Genomic DNA, 15,712 nt, shown 5'->3' on the forward strand with positions numbered 1-15,712 from the left:
GAGATGGTGATGCCGGGTGACAACCTGAAGTTCGACGTCGAACTGATCGCGCCGATCGCCATGGAAGAAGGCCTCCGCTTCGCCATCCGCGAAGGCGGCCGCACCGTCGGCTCCGGCGTCGTCTCCAAAATCGTCGCGTAAGACACCACACAGGTAGGTCGGACAGAATTGTCCGACCTACGGAAATTCGGGGACGGTCCAAAGCCGTTCCGACCGGTTCGAAGAAGGCGCAGGGTGGTCTTGCGTGGTCCTCTCAACCGCAACGCCAGTGAAGGCAAAGAAAAATGCAAAGCCAGAACATCCGTATTCGGCTCAAGGCGTTTGACTACCGTGTGCTCGACGCGTCGACACAGGAAATCGTCAACACCGCCAAGCGGACCGGCGCGCAAGTGCGCGGCCCGATCCCGCTGCCGAACAAGATTGAGAAATTCACCGTTCTGCGTGGCCCGCACGTGAACAAGAAGTCGCGCGACCAGTTCGAGATCCGTACGCACAAGCGTCTTCTCGATATCGTCGACCCGACCCCGCAGACCGTGGACGCTCTGATGAAGCTCGACCTCGCCGCAGGCGTGGATGTCGAGATCAAGGTGTAAGGAGAGTACGAGATGCGCTCCGGTATCATCGCAAAGAAAGTCGGTATGACCCGGCTGTTCCAGGAAGACGGAAAGCAGATCCCTGTGACCGTTCTCCAACTCGACAATCTTCAGGTGGTGGCACAGCGCACCCCTGATCAACATGGCTATTCGGCGGTCCAGCTTGGCACCGGTTCGATCAAGGCAAAGCGCGTGTCCAAAGCGATGCGCGGTCACTTCTCTGCCGCGAACGTGGAACCCAAGCGCAAGGTCGCGGAATTCCGTGTCGCGCCCGAGAACCTGATCAACGTGGGTGAAGAGATCACCGCTGACCACTACTTCGAGGGTCAGTTCGTGGACGTCTCCGGCACCTCGATCGGTAAGGGTTTCGCCGGTGCCATGAAGCGGCACAACTTCGGCGGCCTGCGTGCCTCGCACGGTGTATCGATCTCGCACCGCTCGCACGGCTCCACCGGTCAGTGTCAGGACCCCGGCAAGGTCTTCAAAGGCAAGAAGATGGCCGGCCATATGGGTGCCGTGAAGGTCACCACGCAGAACCTGCAGGTGGTCAAGACAGACGCAGAGCGTGGCATCATCATGGTCAAGGGTGCGGTTCCCGGCTCCAAAGGTGGCTGGGTGACGGTCAAGGACGCGGTTAAGAAACCGACGCCCGACAACGTGATCCTGCCAGCTGCCCTGCGCTCTGCCGCAGCGGAAGCCAAGCGTTTGGCCGAAGAGGCCGCCGCACAAGCCGCCGCTGAAGAAGCCGCCGCCGCAGAGGCCGCAGCTGCCGAAGCAGCAGCCGCAGAAGAAGCCGCGCTGAAAGAAGCCGAAGCTGACATCGCCGCCGAAAAGAGCGACGACGCAGCCGAGGCGCCTGAGAAGAAGGAAGGCGACGAATGAAACTCGACGTGATCAAACTGGACGGCGGCAAAGCCGGGTCGGTCGAGCTGTCGGACGAGGTTTTCGACCTCGACCCGCGCGCCGACATTCTGCACCGCGTGGTCCGCTGGCAGCGCAACAAGGCGCAGCAGGGCACCCACAAGGTGAAGACTCGGTCCGAAGTCAGCTACTCCAAGAAGAAGATCTATCGCCAGAAGGGCACCGGCGGCGCACGCCACGGCTCCCGCAACGCGCCGATCTTCCGCAAGGGTGGCGTCTACAAGGGCCCGACCCCGCGCAGCCACGCGCATGATCTGCCCAAGAAGGTCCGCAAGCTGGGCCTGATGCACGCTCTGTCCGCGAAGGCCAAGGAAGGCGCACTGGTCGTGATCGACACAGCCGAATCCGATGGCAAGACGGGCGCACTGGCCAAACAGGTCGCAAACCTGGGCTGGAAGCGTGCGCTGATCATCGATGGCGCGTCGGTCAATGAAGGCTTTGCCAAGGCCGCAGCCAATATCGACGGGCTCGATGTGCTGCCGTCGATGGGCGCAAACGTCTATGACATCCTCCGCCGTGACACACTGGTGCTCACGAAAGCGGGTGTCGAAGCACTGGAGGCTCGTCTGAAATGAGCGCGAAAGCAGAACACTACGACGTGATCCGCAAGCCGATCATCACCGAGAAAACCACGATGGCGTCCGAGAACGGCGCGGTGGTCTTCGAAGTGGCGATCGACGCCAACAAGCCGCAGATCAAGGACGCCGTCGAGGCGCTCTTCGGTGTGAAGGTGAAGGCGGTCAATACGACGATCACAAAGGGCAAGTCCAAACGCTTCCGCGGGACCATGGGTCGCCGGAAGGACGTGAAGAAAGCCTACGTGACGCTGGTTGAAGGCAACACGATCGACGTGACCACGGGTCTCTGATCGGGTTGGGCTGAGGTCCACGTTTTGAGAATGAGAAAGCCCCTCGCCAGTGATGGCGGGGGGCTTTTTTTGTTAGTTGCGAAGGCAGTTCAGCATAGTTTTGTGCGATGGGTAGTTTTGGATAATGATCGCACGACTCACAGGTACTGCGTCTCCGCAGGTGGCTCGGACAACCAAACCTGTAATGAGCTGATCCGAAGGAATGTGGGCCACACCTGAAAAAAGGCGCTCTTTTGATGACTGCTCTGAGGTTTCACGAACGACAAGCCCATGCCGATTCAGGATCGGTGCCAGCTTTCGCATAGCTGATGTGTGTGTTTCGAAGAAGCTTCCAAGAAGAAATTCAGCCGGTCCGCTCCAATAGAAGCTGAATGACGTTTTGAACCCATTCGGCAGCTGGATCGACCGACCTTCCAGAACCTGAGCGCCACGATACAGCGTGGCGTTTTGCTGTTTCGGATAGAAGCGGGTCAGTTTGAAATTTTCAATCCATGCGCAAACTTCGTAGTCGTCAATGCTTTCACATGACACATGCCCTTGAATTGGGGTTTTGATCTCAAATACTCCAACGCGATCTTCCAGAGATGTGCAACTGGACAATAAAAAACCGAAGACAGCACAAAAAAGGGACATATCGAAAATAGCCTCAGATGCAAGTTGTGGTCATTCGCGTTTTAGTTCTTGAAGGTAGCCGTGAATTCAATGATTTATTTATTTGTCGGAGTATTTCTTTGACAGGTAAACTTTGATTTCTCCGATGGTGTGTCCATTCCTTTGGGCAAGCGAACAGCGGCGCAGCCTCCGGGCCATCGCCAGACTGCCAGGACGGGCTGGCGATTTGGTGCAGCCAGTGCGTCGCTCGGATCATCCGCGAATTTGGTGAGGATGAAGCGCGGCTGAAGGCCGGTTGGATCGTCATCCCGCGGTCTGGCGTTGTTCTGCCTCAGGGACCCTTCGACTTCTGGGCCTCAGCATAGGCTTTCAACACGGCCGCCATACGTTGGGTGTAGCCGCGCGGATCGTCGCCCTGAAAGAACTCAATCACGTCCTCCGGTAGGCGAAGACTGACGACGGGTTTGGTGCGGGGTGGGGTCACCTTGGCGTTTTCCCAGAACTCCGGTCCGAGTTCGGGGATATCCGAATAATCGATGTCGCTGTCTGGCACCTTTGCCAGTTCATTAAGTATCAGGGCTCTCTTGTATCGCTTGCTCATAGCGTGCGCGTTCCGTTGTGTTGGCCTTTCGAGCCGATATGTCCCGTGCCGGTCCGTATGAACCACCAACAATACCGCGACCTGTTCGATCTGACCAAGTGTCTTGACCCGGACCTCGCCGTAGTCAAACCGGGTATCTTCAACGTCTAGTGTGAAGCCTTCGAAGATACGACAGGCGACGGCGAAGTCGATGCCGTGTTTGGTGATGTTGATGTGGTTTTTGTCTTCGTCCCATTCAAATTTCTGCATTATTTGTATTACATTTTGTCTTAAATTGCAACCTGAGCGTGTTCGCTAACTGTTCCTTTGCTTTGGTTAAGCTCGGGTTAAGAGGGCTGTGAGTTGCATCAGTTGACCCGAATAGCTGCGCAGCTGCCGGGCCATCGCCAGACTACCCGCACAGGCTGGCGATTTGGTGGGGGCGGGGCTTCGCTCGGACCATCTGCGGATCCGGGAGGGATTAAGCGCGGTCGAACCGCGACTTACTTCAGCGCACGGGCGAGGAAGGCTTGGGTGTCTGGGTGCTTGGGGGAGCCGAAGAGCGTCTCAGGCGGGCCCTCTTCGACGATCTTGCCGTCCTTCAAGAAACACACCTTATCCGCCGCCTGACGGGCGAAGCCCATTTCGTGGGTGGCGAGCAGCATGGTCATGCCTTCGGCCTTGAGCATCAGAAGCACGTCGAGCACTTCGCCCACCAGTTGGGGATCCAGGGCAGAGGTGATCTCGTCAAAGAGCATCACCTCGGGGCGCATCGCCAAGGCGCGGACGATCGCGACGCGTTGTTGTTGGCCGCCGGAGAGTTGGTCGGGGTAGTTCTGCATACGATCCGCCAGACCGAAGCGGGTAAACAGGGCTTCCACTTCCGGGCGCAGGTCGTCGCGGCTGCGCCCGAGCACGCGGCGGGGGGCGAGCATTGCGTTCTCCAGCGCGGTCATGTGGGGGAACAGGTTGTAGCTTTGGAACACCATCCCGATCCGCGCGCGCACACCTTGCGGGTCGAGACCGGGGACCGAGATATCCTCGCCATCGAGGTAGATTGCGCCGTCCTCGATGGGCTCCAACAGGTTGATGCAGCGCAAGAGTGTGGACTTGCCCGCCCCGGACGCGCCGATGAGGCAGACCATGTCGCCGGTATCGACCTGCAGGTCGATCCCATCGCACACTGTATTGTCGCCAAATCGTTTGACAACGCCGCGCAGGTCCAGCTTGGCCATCAGCGCCGTTCTTTCATCTGCTTTGCCATGAGGTAGTCGGCATATCGGGTGGCCGGGATGGTCACGGCGAGGAAGATGATCGCCGCGCCGACATAGGGCGTGAAATTGGCGGTCAGGGATTTAAAGACGCCCGCCTGACGGAAGATCTCGACCGGGCCGATAAAGCTCAGCAGCGAGACGTCCTTTTGCAGTGCGATGAGCATGTTCATCTGCGCGGGCACGACGTTCCGGACGGCTTGCGGCAACACCACGTCGCGCATGACTTGCCGTTCGGAAAGGCCCAGCGACAGCGCGGCAGAGCGTTGCGAGTGATGCACGGAGTCGATGCCGGAGCGGAAAATTTCGGCGACATAGGCGGAGTAGGTGAGGATCAGCGCAAGGGACCCCCAGATGTAGGGTGAATTCCACGGTCGTGGCAGGCCGAGGCCCGGGATGCCAAAACCGATGAGGTACACGGTCAGGATCACCGGCACGCCGCGAAAAACGTCCGTGAAGGTCGCTCCGAAGATGCGCAGGGGGAAAAGGGCCGGGGACTTTGCGTCGCGGGCGAGGGCGATGAGCAATCCAAGCACGGCGATGGCGGGGGCACACCACGCGAAGATCATGACGTTGATCAGAAACGCATCGAGCAGTTTCGGAAAGGTGTCGACCAGCACGTCGGCGTTGAAGAAGCTGCGTTTCACCTTGTCCCAGCCCGGCGTCAGCGGGACGAGCACAACAAGCGCGACCACCGCCAGAACGGTGCTTGTGCTTGCCACAAGAACCGACCGGCGGCGTTGCTGCGCCTCGTAGATCTCGCGGCGGGTGAGCCCCGCCGCTTTGGGTGTCTTCATTTTACTGGATCAGCGGCACACCGGTGGTGTCCTGAAGCCAGGTCGCTTCGATTTCAGCCAGACGTCCGCTGTCCTTGAGCGCACCCAGGGCGGCGTCGACGCATTCCTTGAGCGGGTTGCCGTCTTCCATCAGCATGCCGAAATGGTCCGGGTTATCGGTTTCGTCCGGTGCAAACTGGCCGATGACCTTAGAGCCTTCGATCATCACCGCGCTCAGGAAAAGCGCGGTCGGCAGGTCGAACAGGGCGGCGTCGATCTGGTTGGCGCTCATGGCCGCGTTGACGTCGGCATTGTCGCCGTAAAGCAGTGGGTCGCTGTCGGGCTGGATCACGTTCATCAGTTTCGGCACAGCTGTGGTGGAGCCGACAGCACCCCATTTCAACGCCTTGAGTGCCTCCATCGTGGGGGCGGTGTCGGTCGCGCCGGGGCTGACGAGAACGGCCATCGGGGCCGTGTAGTAGGGCTCGGAGAAGTCCACAACCTGCTCGCGCTCCGGTGTGATCGAGTATTGCTGCATGTTCACGTCGAAATTTTTGGCACCCGGCTGAATCGCCTCGTCGAAGGAGGACCGGACCCAAACGACATCCTCGGCGGCAAACCCCATCTCTTCGGCCACCGCATAGGCAACGGCGGCTTCAAACCCTTCGCCGCTTTCCGGCGCATCGTTGAGCACCCAAGGGTAGTAGGCGGGGTTGCCCGTGGCGATGGTGAACTTGCCATCGGTGAGCGTCTTGCCTGCCGCGCAATGCCCTGCGGCCATTGCGACTGTGGTGCTAAGCGCGAATGCTGTGAGTGTGGAGAGAACGTAGGCTTTCATGGATATGGACCCCGTGTTGGACTGTTTGCGAAAAAGGTATGAAGCGGACGGGGATGAGTCCAGCGCGATGCTCGCCTGCGTGCTAGAAAGCAGAAGCTGAGGCTACGCTTGCTTCTGACCGTGCAGGTCTGCGGTGAAGTGTGCTTGACCTCATAGGCGTCATTGCCTAGTAAGCCCCAACCGCGCAGCCCCGGATTCGTCCGGGGCTTCGTTGTTGCGATCATCGGGGACCTTCGGGGCCCTACAACACGCCGGGTAAATGCCCGGTCTACATAGGCGGGGCAACCCGCCGTCTGCTAAACGGAAGACAGAAAGCATGGCACTCAAGTCGTACAAGCCGACGACGCCGGGCCAGCGCGGGCTGGTGCTGATCGACCGTTCGGAGCTGTGGAAAGGCCGTCCGGTCAAAGCCCTTACAGAGGGTTTGACCAAGTCGGGTGGCCGGAACAACACCGGACGTATCACATCCCGTCGTCGCGGTGGTGGCGCCAAACGGCTCTACCGGATCGTTGATTTCAAACGCAACAAGATGGATGTGGGCGCAACCGTCGCGCGCATCGAATATGATCCCAACCGGACCGCGTTCATCGCGCTGGTGCAGTATGATGATGGCGAACAGGCCTACATCCTCGCGCCTCAGCGCCTTGCCATCGGCGATCGCGTGATCGCGTCTGCCAAGGCCGACGTGAAGCCGGGCAATGCGATGCCGTTCTCGGGCATGCCGATTGGTACAATCATTCACAATATCGAGCTGAAGCCGGGCAAGGGCGGTCAGATCGCACGCGCCGCAGGCACCTACGCCCAGTTCGTGGGTCGTGACGGCGGCTACGCGCAGATCCGTCTGAGCTCGGGTGAACTTCGCATGGTCCGTCAGGAATGCATGGCCACCGTTGGTGCCGTGTCGAACCCCGACAACTCGAACCAGAACTTCGGCAAAGCGGGCCGTATGCGCCACAAGGGCATTCGTCCGTCCGTCCGTGGTGTCGTGATGAACCCGATCGACCACCCGCACGGTGGTGGTGAAGGCCGGACTTCGGGTGGTCGTCACCCGGTGACCCCATGGGGCAAGCCGACCAAGGGCAAGCGCACCCGCAACAAGAACAAGGCGTCGCAGAGCCTCATCATCCGCTCGCGTCACGCTAAGAAGAAAGGGCGGTAACTGATGTCGCGCTCTGTATGGAAAGGCCCGTTTGTCGATGCCTATGTCTTGAAAAAGGCAGAAGCGTCGCGTGACTCCGGCCGCAATGAAGTGATCAAGATCTGGTCGCGCCGCTCGACGATCCTGCCCCAGTTTGTGGGTCTGACGTTTGGCGTCTACAACGGTCAGAAGCACATTCCTGTCAACGTCACCGAAGACATGATCGGTCAGAAGTTCGGTGAGTACTCACCGACCCGGACCTATTACGGTCACGCGGCTGACAAAAAAGCGAAGCGGAAGTAAGTCATGGGCAAGGAAAAGAACCCCCGCCGCGTGGCTGACAACGAAGCCATGGCGAAGCTGCGGATGCTGCGCACCAGCCCGCAGAAACTGAACCTCGTCGCTGGTCTGATCCGCGGCAAAAAAGTCGACAAGGCGCTGAACGATCTGACCTTCTCGAAGAAGCGGATCGCGGTGGATGTGAAGAAATGTCTTCAGTCCGCAATTGCCAATGCCGAGAACAACCACGGCCTCGACGTGGACGAATTGATCGTCGCTGAGGCCTATGTGGGCAAGAACCTCGTGATGAAGCGCGGCCGTCCGCGGGCGCGTGGCCGGTTCGGCCGCATCATGAAGCCGTTCTCGGAAATCACAATCAAGGTGCGTCAAGTTGAGGAGCAAGCCTAATGGGGAATAAGACAAACCCGATCGGTATGCGCCTGCAGGTCAACCGCACCTGGGACAGCCGCTGGTACGCCGACACGAAGGATTACGGTGATCTTCTGCTTGAAGACATCGCGATCCGCGAATTCATCGAAAAAGAATGCAAGCAGGCCGGTGTGGCGCGCGTGATCATCGAGCGTCCGCACAAGAAGTGCCGCGTGACCATTCATACCGCCCGTCCGGGCGTCATCATCGGCAAGAAAGGCGCGGATATCGAAACGCTGCGCAAGAAGCTGGCCGCGATGACCGATAGCGAGCTGCACCTCAACATCGTTGAAGTGCGCAAGCCGGAACTGGACGCGCAGCTCGTGGGCGAAAGCATCGCGCAGCAGCTTGAGCGTCGTGTGTCCTTCCGCCGTGCCATGAAACGCGCCGTACAGAACGCTATGCGCATGGGTGCCCTCGGCATTCGCGTGAACGTGGCCGGTCGTCTCGGCGGTGCGGAAATCGCACGGACCGAATGGTACCGCGAAGGCCGCGTGCCGCTGCACACTCTGCGGGCCGATATCGACTATGCCAATGTCGAGGCGGAAACGCCCTACGGCATCATCGGCATCAAGGTCTGGATCTTCAAAGGCGAGATCATGGAACATGATCCGTCCGCACGGGATCGCAAGGCGCAAGAACTACAAGACGGTCCCGCACCGCGTGGTGCCGGCGGCGGTCGGAGGAACTAATCATGCTTCAGCCAAAGCGAACGAAATTCCGCAAGATGTTCAAAGGCCGGATCAAGGGCGAAGCCAAGGGCGGATCCGATCTGAACTTCGGGACCTACGGTCTGAAGGCTCTTGAGCCTGAGCGTGTCACAGCGCGTCAGATCGAAGCCGCCCGTCGTGCCATGACGCGTCACATGAAGCGTCAGGGCCGTGTCTGGATCCGTATTTTCCCGGACACTCCCGTCACAGCCAAGCCCATCGAAGTGCGTATGGGTAAAGGTAAAGGCTCTGTCGACCGTTGGGTCTGCAAGGTTAAACCGGGCCGCGTGATGTTCGAGATCGACGGCGTGAACGAAGACATCGCCCGCGAGGCCCTGCGCCTTGCCGCGATGAAGCTGCCGGTCAAGACACGGGTTATGGTCCGCGAGGACTGGTAAGCCGGTTCGGTGCGTCACATCACGCACCCTACGAATTAGAAAACCCCTGGTGCCGAAGTGCCGGGGGTTTTTTATTAAGCGCCAAGGCCGTTCGAACGGCCTTGTGATGCGATTTCGAAATCGCGTTTGAAGCGTCTTCGAAGACGCTTTGGCCTATTCCCACTTGTAATTGAAGCTTACCGAAACGCGTTCATCCTCGGACTGGTTCATCACCACCTCATGCCGGAGCCAGCTTTCCCAGAGCAGGACATCACCGACCGCAGGCGAAACGTAGATGAAGTTCCGCATCTCCTCGCGCGCGTCTTTGATGCGGGGTGGGGCGGCCATCATCATGGCGTGGCGCGGGTCTTCGAGTTTAAGGGCGGATGCGCCTTCGGGCATGGACACGTAGGAGGTGCCGGAAATTACCGAATGCGGGTGGATGTGGGCCGAATGAAATCCGCCTTCGGGCAGGATGTTGATCCAAAGGTCTTCTAGTACCAAGGCGCGGCCGTCGAGGTCGAACTCCAGGTCTGTGGCAAAAGCCGCGACATGGGCGTCGAGGGATTTGACCAGATCGGCGAAGATCGGGAACCGCCATGGCAGGTCGGTGAGGGAGGCGTAGGATGTGTAGCCGGGATAGCCTTGCTCTTCGCACCAGTCTTGGCCCGCTTCATCGTCTTGGGCAATGGAGAAGCAGGAGGCTTCCATTTCCTCGGCGTCGATTTTTGGGCCATGCTCGGACAGGGGGGCTTGGTAGAGGCGGGTCACAAAGAGGGAGGAAATTTTGGTCATTTGTACTTTCTAGTTGAGCAAAGCGTCGTCGCAAAGTAGCTGGTCTAAAATATGCTTGTTCTTCTGTGTGGGTCGCTGATCCAACGAAACGGGAAGCGAGACTTATGGGTGAATTTGGTTATTACCAAGCTCAATTAGACTTAAAGTACGCAGCGCGTTTTTTGGTAGAGAAGCTGAAGAAAGAAGTGTCCTGTCTCTCGGACAAGACCGTTGACGGTTTAGGCTGCAGCGAGACCGATGTTCTTTCGGAGTGGAACGTAAGTCTCAGCCAAGGCGACCTTGACGCTGCTCTGACTTTGGTATGGGCAGATGACTCCGCTCAAAAGACTCTGTTAGGTACATGTCTTGCGTTAGTAGACAGGTTTGAACATCCTTCAAGAGGGACCGACTTCGACTGGGAGTGGCACAGTTTCCAAAGTGTCTACAAATCAGCGCCAGCTCCGTTACGCAGCGCGATAATGAATGGGCTTGAATGGGCGCGCAGATACCAAAAGGTAAGCGACACGGTATGTCCATCTATCACGGATCGCACCACTCGTTCTGTTGAAGACATTCTTCCAAGATTGAAAGCCATCGCACGGCGCATGACAGAACAACAAATCGAAAGGGTTGCCTTGGCGGATTACGGACAAGATGTTCAAAAACACAAGACCGCGTTGTCCTCTTTGATCGCAAGTGAGAGTTTGTTGTACCCTGATGGCGACGTCTGGTTCCCGGCTGAGGTGGTTGAATTGACGTCTCATTCTCCATCACAGCCGGCGTTTACAGAGTGCACCGCGATTGTGTTGATCAACTCTCTCGCCGACGACGATTGGGTAAGCAACGCAGAATTCCGCTTTTCGCAAAATGCAGGCGCTTACAATACCCTTTCTGAGCATGACCGAGGTGCGATTATTCAAGCTCTGAGGTACTTCTACGAAACGAATAATGAATGGCAACCGTTTGAAGGTCGCGCAGCAGCGCGCTTGCCGGTAAGCTCTTTTCTTCCGTGGGAACCACCAAGCGATACGCTGGAAGATAACAAGCGCAGCAGCTTCTAACACAAAACCACTTGCACCAACACACCATCCCGCCTATACGGCCCGCTCATCCACCTCCACCGGGAATCAGGGTGACCCGCACCAATGACGGGGCTCTCCGGTGATGTTGATAGAAAGGACTGGCGACATGAACGCCAAAGAGCTCGGTGAGAAGACACCGGACCAACTTCGTGATGAGTTGGTCACCCTCAAGAAAGAGGCTTTCAACCTTCGCTTCCAGCAGGCCACCGGCCAGTTGGAAAACACCGCGCGCATCCGTCAGGTGCGCCGTGACGTGGCACGCATCAATACCGTGCTGAACCAAAAGGCAGCGGCTGCTGCCAGCGACGCGTAAGAGGAGGCCTGATAGATGCCCAAACGTATCCTGTCCGGCACCGTCACATCGACAGCCAACGCCCAAACCGTGACTGTCTCTGTCGAGCGCCGCTTCAAGCACCCGGTTCTTCAAAAGACGATCCGGAAGTCCAAGAAATATCGCGCCCATGATGAGGCCGAGAAATTCGCAGTTGGGGACACAGTCCGCATTCAGGAATGCGCCCCCAAGTCGAAGACCAAACGTTGGGAGGTTATCGCTGAATAAGCGATAGCCTTTCGGCTTTTACGAAACCCCCGGGCCAATGTCTCGTCTGAGCGGTCCGGGACGTCGGGAGAAACACTATGATCCAGATGCAGACCAATCTGGATGTTGCTGACAACAGCGGCGCACGCCGTGTTCAGTGCATCAAGGTTCTGGGTGGGTCCAAGCGGAAATACGCGTCGGTGGGTGACATCATCGTCGTATCCGTGAAGGAAGCCATCCCGCGCGGTCGCGTGAAGAAGGGTGACGTCCGTAAGGCCGTCGTCGTGCGCACCGCCAAGGAAGTTCGCCGTGAAGACGGCACCGCCATCCGTTTTGACCGTAACGCCGCCGTTATCCTGAACAACGCAGGGGAACCGGTGGGCACGCGTATTTTCGGACCGGTCGTGCGCGAACTGCGCGCGAAGAACTTCATGAAGATTATCTCGCTCGCTCCGGAGGTGCTGTAATGGCTGCGAAACTCCGTAAAGGCGATAAGGTGATCGTGCTGGCCGGCAAAGACAAAGGCAAGCAAGGCACCATCGCGTCCGTGGACCCGAAGGCCGGCAAGGCCGTGGTTGACGGGATCAACATGGCAATCCGGCATCAGCGTCAGACCCAGAACAGCCAGGGTGGCCGCATGCCGAAGGCGATGCCTGTCGACCTATCGAACCTCGCCATCGTCGATGCAAACGGCAAGGCGACCCGCGTTGGCTTCCGCATGGAAGGTGACAAGAAAGTCCGCTTTGCCAAGACAACAGGGGATGTGATCGATGCTTGATGCTGCAAACTACACCCCGCGTCTGAAGGCTGCGTTTCATGATCAGATCAAGCCTGCTCTGAAAGAAGAGTTCGGCTACAAGAACGACATGATGATCCCGCGCCTTGACAAGATCGTACTGAACATCGGGTGCGGCGCCGAAGCTGTCAAAGACAGCAAGAAAGCCAAGTCCGCTGTTGAGGATCTGACGAAGATCGCCGGTCAGCAGGCCGTGACCACCAAGGCAAAGAAATCCATCGCGGGCTTCCGCGTTCGGGAAGAAATGCCGCTGGGCGCGAAAGTGACCCTGCGTGGTGATCGCATGTACGACTTCCTCGATCGCCTGATCACCATCGCGATGCCGCGTATTCGTGACTTCCGTGGCGTGAAGCCGTCCTTTGATGGTCGTGGCAACTTTGCCATGGGCATGAAAGAACACATCGTGTTCCCCGAGATCGACTTCGACAAGGTCGACGAGGTCTGGGGCATGGACATCATCATCACGACGACCGCTCAGACCGATGCGGAAGCCAAGGCGCTGTTGAAGCATTTCAACATGCCGTTCAACGCCTGAGGAGTTTAGACGATGGCGAAGAAAGCAATGATTGAACGCGAGAAGAAGCGCCAGAAGCTGGTAGAGAAGTATGCCGCCAAGCGTGCTGAGCTCAAGGAAATCGCGAACGATGAAAGCAAGCCGATGGAAGAGCGCTTCAAGGCGCGCCTCAAGCTTGCGAAACTGCCGCGGAACAGCGCGCCGACGCGCCTGCACAACCGCTGCCAACTCACCGGGCGTCCGCACGCCTATTACCGCAAACTCAAGGTCAGCCGTATCGCGCTTCGCGAACTTGCCAGCAATGGTAAGGCCCCCGGCATGGTCAAGTCGAGCTGGTAAGGAGGGCATGATATGAACGATCCTATCGGCGATATGCTCACCCGTATCCGCAACGCTCAGATGCGCGGCAAGTCGACCACGTTGACACCGGCGTCCAAGCTGCGTGCGCGTGTGCTCGATGTGATGGCGGACGAGGGCTACATCCGCGGTTACGAAGAAACCAAGGATGAGCGCGGCCACCCCGCATATGAAATCAGCCTCAAGTACTACGACGGCACCCCTGTGATCCGCGAACTCAAGCGCGTGTCCAAGCCGGGCCGTCGTGTGTATCTGGGTGTGGGCGACATCCCGCAGGTCCGTCAGGGCCTTGGCGTGTCGATCGTCTCCACCTCCAAAGGCGTCATGACCGATGCAAGCGCCCGCAGCCACAACGTTGGCGGCGAAGTGCTCTGCACCGTGTTCTAAGGAGGTCTGCAATGTCTCGTATTGGCAAACAACCGGTCGAGCTGCCCTCGGGGGTCACGGCATCCCTGTCTGGCCAGACCATCGAAGTGAAGGGCCCGAAAGGCACCCAGAGCTTCACCGCAACCGACGATGTGACCATCTCGGTCGAGGACAACGTGGTCCGCATCGACCCGCGTGGCAAATCCAAGCGCGCGCGTCAGCAGTGGGGCATGTCCCGCACGATCGTGGCGAACATGGTTCACGGCGTGACCGACACCTTCAAGAAAGAACTTGAAATCCAGGGTGTTGGTTATCGTGCGCAGCTTCAGGGCAATGTCTTGAAGCTCAACCTTGGCCTGTCGCATGACGTTGATTTTCAAATTCCGGACGGTGTGACCGTAACCGTGCCCAAGCAGACCGAGATCGTGATCGAAGGTCACGATCCTCAGCTGGTGGGCCAGGTGGCGGCGAACATTCGCGACTGGCGTCGGCCCGAGCCCTACAAGGGCAAAGGCATTCGCTACAAGGGCGAATACATCTTCCAGAAAGAAGGCAAGAAGAAGTAAGGACCGAAGGCAATGGCAAACAGTAAAAGACAGCTGTTCCAGAAACGCCGCCTGCGCGTTCGGAACAAACTTCGCAAGGTCAATGCAGGGCGTGCGCGCCTGAGCGTGCACCGTTCGAACAAGAACATCAGCGTTCAGCTGATCGACGACGTTCAGGGTGTGACGCTGGCAGCGGCCTCGACCATGGAAAAAGACCTCGCTGGCAAGAACACCGTCGAAGCTGCGGCCAAGGTGGGTGCGGCGATCGCCGAGCGCGCCAAAAAGGCTGGCGTCGAAGAAGCGTATTTCGACCGCGGTGGTTTCCTCTTCCACGGCCGCATCAAGGCACTTGCCGATGCAGCCCGCGAAGGTGGTCTGAAGATCTAAGCGAACGGTGCGTGTGAACACGCACCCTACAAACACCGTAGGCCGGGCATTAGCCCGGCTCACGATTTGCGGAAGGCCAGGTCCTTCCCGATGATCCGGGAGCGCTGATGCTCACCTGGATTGGACAACCGGGCAAAAAGCCCACAACACAAAGGATGCCTGTACATGGCAGAACGTGAAAACCGTCGGGGCAATCGCCGCGACCGCGAAGAACAAGCCCCGGAATTCGCCGACCGCCTGGTCGCGATCAACCGGGTGTCCAAAACCGTGAAGGGTGGTAAGCGCTTCGGCTTTGCAGCCCTCGTCGTTGTGGGCGACCAGAAAGGCCGCGTCGGCTTCGGCAAAGGTAAAGCCAAGGAGGTCCCCGAGGCCATCCGCAAGGCAACCGAGCAAGCCAAGCGCAAAATGATCCGCGTGCCGCTGCGCGAAGGCCGCACGCTGCACCACGACATCGAAGGCCGTCACGGTGCCGGTAAGGTGGTCATGCGCACAGCACCGACAGGTACTGGTATCATCGCAGGTGGTCCGATGCGCGCCGTGTTCGAGATGCTGGGCGTTCAGGACGTGGTCGCCAAGTCGATCGGCTCGCAGAACCCCTACAACATGATCCGCGCCACGCTGGACGGCCTGTCGAAAGAGGCAAGCCCGCGCTCCGTCGCGCAGCGTCGTGGCAAGAAAGTCGCCGACATCCTGCCCAAGCGTGAAGACACGCCGCAGGAAAGCGGCCAAGTCGCTGAGGAGGCCTGATCCCCATGGCTAAGACAATCGTCGTTAAGCAGGTCGGCTCGCCGATCCGCCGCCCGGAAATCCAGCGCAAGACGCTGATCGGCCTGGGCCTGAACAAGATGCACAAGACCCGTGAGCTTAAAGACACACCCGCCGTGCGCGGCATGGTCAACAAGATCCCGCACCTCGTCGAGATCATCGAAGAGCGCGGCTGACACGGTCGCACCGGTCTTAA

The 15,712-nt window shown here is 58.8% G+C and carries 28 protein-coding genes; 22 read left to right on the forward strand and 6 right to left on the reverse strand.

Annotation, left to right across the window (positions count from 1 at the left end):
• The 5 genes from BUA42_RS19435 to BUA42_RS19455 form a co-directional block, all read left to right on the forward strand.
• The coding region (locus BUA42_RS19435) for an EF-Tu C-terminal domain-related protein (protein WP_483869262.1) at positions 1 to 141 on the forward strand (141 nt) is incomplete at its 5' end.
• Between the two features lie 143 nt (positions 142 to 284).
• The gene (rpsJ, locus tag BUA42_RS19440) at positions 285 to 593 is read left to right on the forward strand and encodes a 30S ribosomal protein S10 (RefSeq protein WP_007792792.1); all 309 of its coding nucleotides are present in this window, start codon (positions 285 to 287) and stop codon (positions 591 to 593) included.
• A 12-nt stretch (positions 594 to 605) separates the two neighbouring features.
• Complete coding sequence (rplC, locus tag BUA42_RS19445) at positions 606 to 1,475, forward strand: 50S ribosomal protein L3 (RefSeq protein ID WP_072780014.1); 870 nt, start codon at positions 606 to 608, stop codon at positions 1,473 to 1,475.
• Positions 1,472 to 2,089, forward strand: a complete 618-nt coding sequence (gene rplD, locus BUA42_RS19450; protein ID WP_072780015.1) for a 50S ribosomal protein L4 — start codon at positions 1,472 to 1,474, stop codon at positions 2,087 to 2,089. Before rplC ends, rplD begins: the two co-directional genes overlap by 4 nt.
• Positions 2,086 to 2,382, forward strand: coding sequence for a 50S ribosomal protein L23 (locus tag BUA42_RS19455; protein ID WP_072780016.1), 297 nt, complete (start codon positions 2,086 to 2,088; stop codon positions 2,380 to 2,382). The genes rplD and BUA42_RS19455 overlap by 4 nt, the downstream gene beginning before the upstream one ends.
• Before the next feature lie 72 nt (positions 2,383 to 2,454).
• Here BUA42_RS19455 and BUA42_RS19460 read toward each other — a convergent pair whose 3' ends face one another.
• The 5 genes from BUA42_RS19460 to BUA42_RS19485 all read right to left on the reverse strand — a co-directional run bounded on the left by BUA42_RS19460 (position 2,455) and on the right by BUA42_RS19485 (position 6,459).
• Entirely contained in the window at positions 2,455 to 3,015 is a 561-nt protein-coding gene (locus BUA42_RS19460; protein WP_072780017.1) for a hypothetical protein, read from the reverse strand.
• A gap of 310 nt (positions 3,016 to 3,325) precedes the next feature.
• Entirely contained in the window at positions 3,326 to 3,844 is a 519-nt protein-coding gene (locus tag BUA42_RS21350) for a BrnT family toxin (protein WP_218588652.1), read from the reverse strand.
• A gap of 233 nt (positions 3,845 to 4,077) precedes the next feature.
• Positions 4,078 to 4,809, reverse strand: coding sequence for an amino acid ABC transporter ATP-binding protein (locus tag BUA42_RS19475; RefSeq protein WP_072780019.1), 732 nt, complete (start codon positions 4,807 to 4,809; stop codon positions 4,078 to 4,080).
• Positions 4,809 to 5,642, reverse strand: coding sequence for an amino acid ABC transporter permease (locus tag BUA42_RS19480; protein ID WP_072780020.1), 834 nt, complete (start codon positions 5,640 to 5,642; stop codon positions 4,809 to 4,811). The genes BUA42_RS19475 and BUA42_RS19480 overlap by 1 nt, the downstream gene beginning before the upstream one ends.
• A gap of 1 nt (position 5,643) precedes the next feature.
• Entirely contained in the window at positions 5,644 to 6,459 is an 816-nt protein-coding gene (locus BUA42_RS19485) for an ABC transporter substrate-binding protein (RefSeq protein ID WP_072780021.1), read from the reverse strand.
• A gap of 316 nt (positions 6,460 to 6,775) precedes the next feature.
• On the opposite strand from BUA42_RS19485, the gene rplB reads away from it, so the two are divergent.
• Genes rplB through rplP form a run of 5 tightly spaced genes read left to right on the forward strand, consistent with a single transcriptional unit; the run spans position 6,776 to position 9,413 of the window.
• Positions 6,776 to 7,618, forward strand: a complete 843-nt coding sequence (gene rplB, locus BUA42_RS19490; protein WP_072780022.1) for a 50S ribosomal protein L2 — start codon at positions 6,776 to 6,778, stop codon at positions 7,616 to 7,618.
• Between the two features lie 3 nt (positions 7,619 to 7,621).
• Positions 7,622 to 7,900, forward strand: coding sequence for a 30S ribosomal protein S19 (gene rpsS, locus BUA42_RS19495; RefSeq protein ID WP_072780023.1), 279 nt, complete (start codon positions 7,622 to 7,624; stop codon positions 7,898 to 7,900).
• Between the two features lie 3 nt (positions 7,901 to 7,903).
• Positions 7,904 to 8,284, forward strand: a complete 381-nt coding sequence (gene rplV / locus BUA42_RS19500; protein WP_072780024.1) for a 50S ribosomal protein L22 — start codon at positions 7,904 to 7,906, stop codon at positions 8,282 to 8,284.
• Positions 8,284 to 8,997, forward strand: coding sequence for a 30S ribosomal protein S3 (gene rpsC / locus BUA42_RS19505; protein ID WP_072780025.1), 714 nt, complete (start codon positions 8,284 to 8,286; stop codon positions 8,995 to 8,997). Before rplV ends, rpsC begins: the two co-directional genes overlap by 1 nt.
• Before the next feature lie 2 nt (positions 8,998 to 8,999).
• Positions 9,000 to 9,413: a 50S ribosomal protein L16 gene (rplP, locus tag BUA42_RS19510; RefSeq protein ID WP_072780026.1), complete on the forward strand. Its 414-nt coding sequence runs from the start codon at positions 9,000 to 9,002 to the stop codon at positions 9,411 to 9,413.
• A 153-nt stretch (positions 9,414 to 9,566) separates the two neighbouring features.
• Here rplP and BUA42_RS19515 read toward each other — a convergent pair whose 3' ends face one another.
• The gene (locus tag BUA42_RS19515) at positions 9,567 to 10,187 is read right to left on the reverse strand and encodes a 2OG-Fe(II) oxygenase family protein (RefSeq protein WP_072780027.1); all 621 of its coding nucleotides are present in this window, start codon (positions 10,185 to 10,187) and stop codon (positions 9,567 to 9,569) included.
• Positions 10,188 to 10,291: 104 nt separating this feature from the next.
• Between BUA42_RS19515 and BUA42_RS19520 the strand changes: the two genes are divergently transcribed.
• From BUA42_RS19520 to rpmD, 12 genes are all read left to right on the forward strand, one after another.
• The gene (locus tag BUA42_RS19520) at positions 10,292 to 11,227 is read left to right on the forward strand and encodes a hypothetical protein (protein WP_072780028.1); all 936 of its coding nucleotides are present in this window, start codon (positions 10,292 to 10,294) and stop codon (positions 11,225 to 11,227) included.
• Between the two features lie 127 nt (positions 11,228 to 11,354).
• On the forward strand, positions 11,355 to 11,561 hold the full coding sequence (gene rpmC / locus BUA42_RS19525; RefSeq protein ID WP_072780029.1) for a 50S ribosomal protein L29: 207 nt from the start codon (positions 11,355 to 11,357) through the stop codon (positions 11,559 to 11,561).
• A gap of 15 nt (positions 11,562 to 11,576) precedes the next feature.
• Entirely contained in the window at positions 11,577 to 11,807 is a 231-nt protein-coding gene (gene rpsQ, locus BUA42_RS19530) for a 30S ribosomal protein S17 (protein ID WP_072780030.1), read from the forward strand.
• A 77-nt stretch (positions 11,808 to 11,884) separates the two neighbouring features.
• Entirely contained in the window at positions 11,885 to 12,253 is a 369-nt protein-coding gene (gene rplN / locus BUA42_RS19535; RefSeq protein ID WP_007427594.1) for a 50S ribosomal protein L14, read from the forward strand.
• Positions 12,253 to 12,564, forward strand: coding sequence for a 50S ribosomal protein L24 (gene rplX / locus BUA42_RS19540; RefSeq protein WP_072780031.1), 312 nt, complete (start codon positions 12,253 to 12,255; stop codon positions 12,562 to 12,564). The genes rplN and rplX overlap by 1 nt, the downstream gene beginning before the upstream one ends.
• The gene (gene rplE, locus BUA42_RS19545; protein WP_072780032.1) at positions 12,557 to 13,117 is read left to right on the forward strand and encodes a 50S ribosomal protein L5; all 561 of its coding nucleotides are present in this window, start codon (positions 12,557 to 12,559) and stop codon (positions 13,115 to 13,117) included. The genes rplX and rplE overlap by 8 nt, the downstream gene beginning before the upstream one ends.
• Before the next feature lie 12 nt (positions 13,118 to 13,129).
• The gene (rpsN, locus tag BUA42_RS19550; protein ID WP_072780033.1) at positions 13,130 to 13,435 is read left to right on the forward strand and encodes a 30S ribosomal protein S14; all 306 of its coding nucleotides are present in this window, start codon (positions 13,130 to 13,132) and stop codon (positions 13,433 to 13,435) included.
• Between the two features lie 12 nt (positions 13,436 to 13,447).
• Positions 13,448 to 13,840 (forward strand): 30S ribosomal protein S8, encoded by a 393-nt coding sequence (gene rpsH, locus BUA42_RS19555; protein ID WP_072780034.1) that lies wholly within the window; start codon positions 13,448 to 13,450, stop codon positions 13,838 to 13,840.
• Positions 13,841 to 13,851: 11 nt separating this feature from the next.
• The gene (rplF, locus tag BUA42_RS19560; RefSeq protein ID WP_072780035.1) at positions 13,852 to 14,385 is read left to right on the forward strand and encodes a 50S ribosomal protein L6; all 534 of its coding nucleotides are present in this window, start codon (positions 13,852 to 13,854) and stop codon (positions 14,383 to 14,385) included.
• Positions 14,386 to 14,397: 12 nt separating this feature from the next.
• On the forward strand, positions 14,398 to 14,751 hold the full coding sequence (gene rplR / locus BUA42_RS19565; RefSeq protein ID WP_072780036.1) for a 50S ribosomal protein L18: 354 nt from the start codon (positions 14,398 to 14,400) through the stop codon (positions 14,749 to 14,751).
• Between the two features lie 165 nt (positions 14,752 to 14,916).
• On the forward strand, positions 14,917 to 15,498 hold the full coding sequence (rpsE, locus tag BUA42_RS19570; protein ID WP_072780037.1) for a 30S ribosomal protein S5: 582 nt from the start codon (positions 14,917 to 14,919) through the stop codon (positions 15,496 to 15,498).
• Between the two features lie 5 nt (positions 15,499 to 15,503).
• Positions 15,504 to 15,692, forward strand: a complete 189-nt coding sequence (gene rpmD / locus BUA42_RS19575) for a 50S ribosomal protein L30 (protein ID WP_072780038.1) — start codon at positions 15,504 to 15,506, stop codon at positions 15,690 to 15,692.
• Positions 15,693 to 15,712 lie beyond the last annotated feature (20 nt).

Origin of the sequence: Marivita hallyeonensis, assembly GCF_900129875.1 — a bacterium.
Taxonomy (GTDB): Bacteria; Pseudomonadota; Alphaproteobacteria; order Rhodobacterales; family Rhodobacteraceae; genus Marivita; species Marivita hallyeonensis.

Bases quoted from the DNA above. Each gene is read 5' to 3' on its own strand.
- rpsJ (WP_007792792.1), top strand. From the start codon at position 285: ATGCAAAGCCAGAACATCCGTATTCGGCTCAAGGCGTTTGACTACCGT.
- rplC (WP_072780014.1), top strand. From the start codon at position 606: ATGCGCTCCGGTATCATCGCAAAGAAAGTCGGTATGACCCGGCTGTTC.
- rplD (WP_072780015.1), top strand. From the start codon at position 1,472: ATGAAACTCGACGTGATCAAACTGGACGGCGGCAAAGCCGGGTCGGTC.
- BUA42_RS19455 (WP_072780016.1), top strand. From the start codon at position 2,086: ATGAGCGCGAAAGCAGAACACTACGACGTGATCCGCAAGCCGATCATC.
- BUA42_RS19460 (WP_072780017.1), bottom strand. From the start codon at position 3,015: ATGTCCCTTTTTTGTGCTGTCTTCGGTTTTTTATTGTCCAGTTGCACA.
- BUA42_RS21350 (WP_218588652.1), bottom strand. From the start codon at position 3,844: ATGCAGAAATTTGAATGGGACGAAGACAAAAACCACATCAACATCACC.
- BUA42_RS19475 (WP_072780019.1), bottom strand. From the start codon at position 4,809: ATGGCCAAGCTGGACCTGCGCGGCGTTGTCAAACGATTTGGCGACAAT.
- BUA42_RS19480 (WP_072780020.1), bottom strand. From the start codon at position 5,642: ATGAAGACACCCAAAGCGGCGGGGCTCACCCGCCGCGAGATCTACGAG.
- BUA42_RS19485 (WP_072780021.1), bottom strand. From the start codon at position 6,459: ATGAAAGCCTACGTTCTCTCCACACTCACAGCATTCGCGCTTAGCACC.
- rplB (WP_072780022.1), top strand. From the start codon at position 6,776: ATGGCACTCAAGTCGTACAAGCCGACGACGCCGGGCCAGCGCGGGCTG.
- rpsS (WP_072780023.1), top strand. From the start codon at position 7,622: ATGTCGCGCTCTGTATGGAAAGGCCCGTTTGTCGATGCCTATGTCTTG.
- rplV (WP_072780024.1), top strand. From the start codon at position 7,904: ATGGGCAAGGAAAAGAACCCCCGCCGCGTGGCTGACAACGAAGCCATG.
- rpsC (WP_072780025.1), top strand. From the start codon at position 8,284: ATGGGGAATAAGACAAACCCGATCGGTATGCGCCTGCAGGTCAACCGC.
- rplP (WP_072780026.1), top strand. From the start codon at position 9,000: ATGCTTCAGCCAAAGCGAACGAAATTCCGCAAGATGTTCAAAGGCCGG.
- BUA42_RS19515 (WP_072780027.1), bottom strand. From the start codon at position 10,187: ATGACCAAAATTTCCTCCCTCTTTGTGACCCGCCTCTACCAAGCCCCC.
- BUA42_RS19520 (WP_072780028.1), top strand. From the start codon at position 10,292: ATGGGTGAATTTGGTTATTACCAAGCTCAATTAGACTTAAAGTACGCA.
- rpmC (WP_072780029.1), top strand. From the start codon at position 11,355: ATGAACGCCAAAGAGCTCGGTGAGAAGACACCGGACCAACTTCGTGAT.
- rpsQ (WP_072780030.1), top strand. From the start codon at position 11,577: ATGCCCAAACGTATCCTGTCCGGCACCGTCACATCGACAGCCAACGCC.
- rplN (WP_007427594.1), top strand. From the start codon at position 11,885: ATGATCCAGATGCAGACCAATCTGGATGTTGCTGACAACAGCGGCGCA.
- rplX (WP_072780031.1), top strand. From the start codon at position 12,253: ATGGCTGCGAAACTCCGTAAAGGCGATAAGGTGATCGTGCTGGCCGGC.
- rplE (WP_072780032.1), top strand. From the start codon at position 12,557: ATGCTTGATGCTGCAAACTACACCCCGCGTCTGAAGGCTGCGTTTCAT.
- rpsN (WP_072780033.1), top strand. From the start codon at position 13,130: ATGGCGAAGAAAGCAATGATTGAACGCGAGAAGAAGCGCCAGAAGCTG.
- rpsH (WP_072780034.1), top strand. From the start codon at position 13,448: ATGAACGATCCTATCGGCGATATGCTCACCCGTATCCGCAACGCTCAG.
- rplF (WP_072780035.1), top strand. From the start codon at position 13,852: ATGTCTCGTATTGGCAAACAACCGGTCGAGCTGCCCTCGGGGGTCACG.
- rplR (WP_072780036.1), top strand. From the start codon at position 14,398: ATGGCAAACAGTAAAAGACAGCTGTTCCAGAAACGCCGCCTGCGCGTT.
- rpsE (WP_072780037.1), top strand. From the start codon at position 14,917: ATGGCAGAACGTGAAAACCGTCGGGGCAATCGCCGCGACCGCGAAGAA.
- rpmD (WP_072780038.1), top strand. From the start codon at position 15,504: ATGGCTAAGACAATCGTCGTTAAGCAGGTCGGCTCGCCGATCCGCCGC.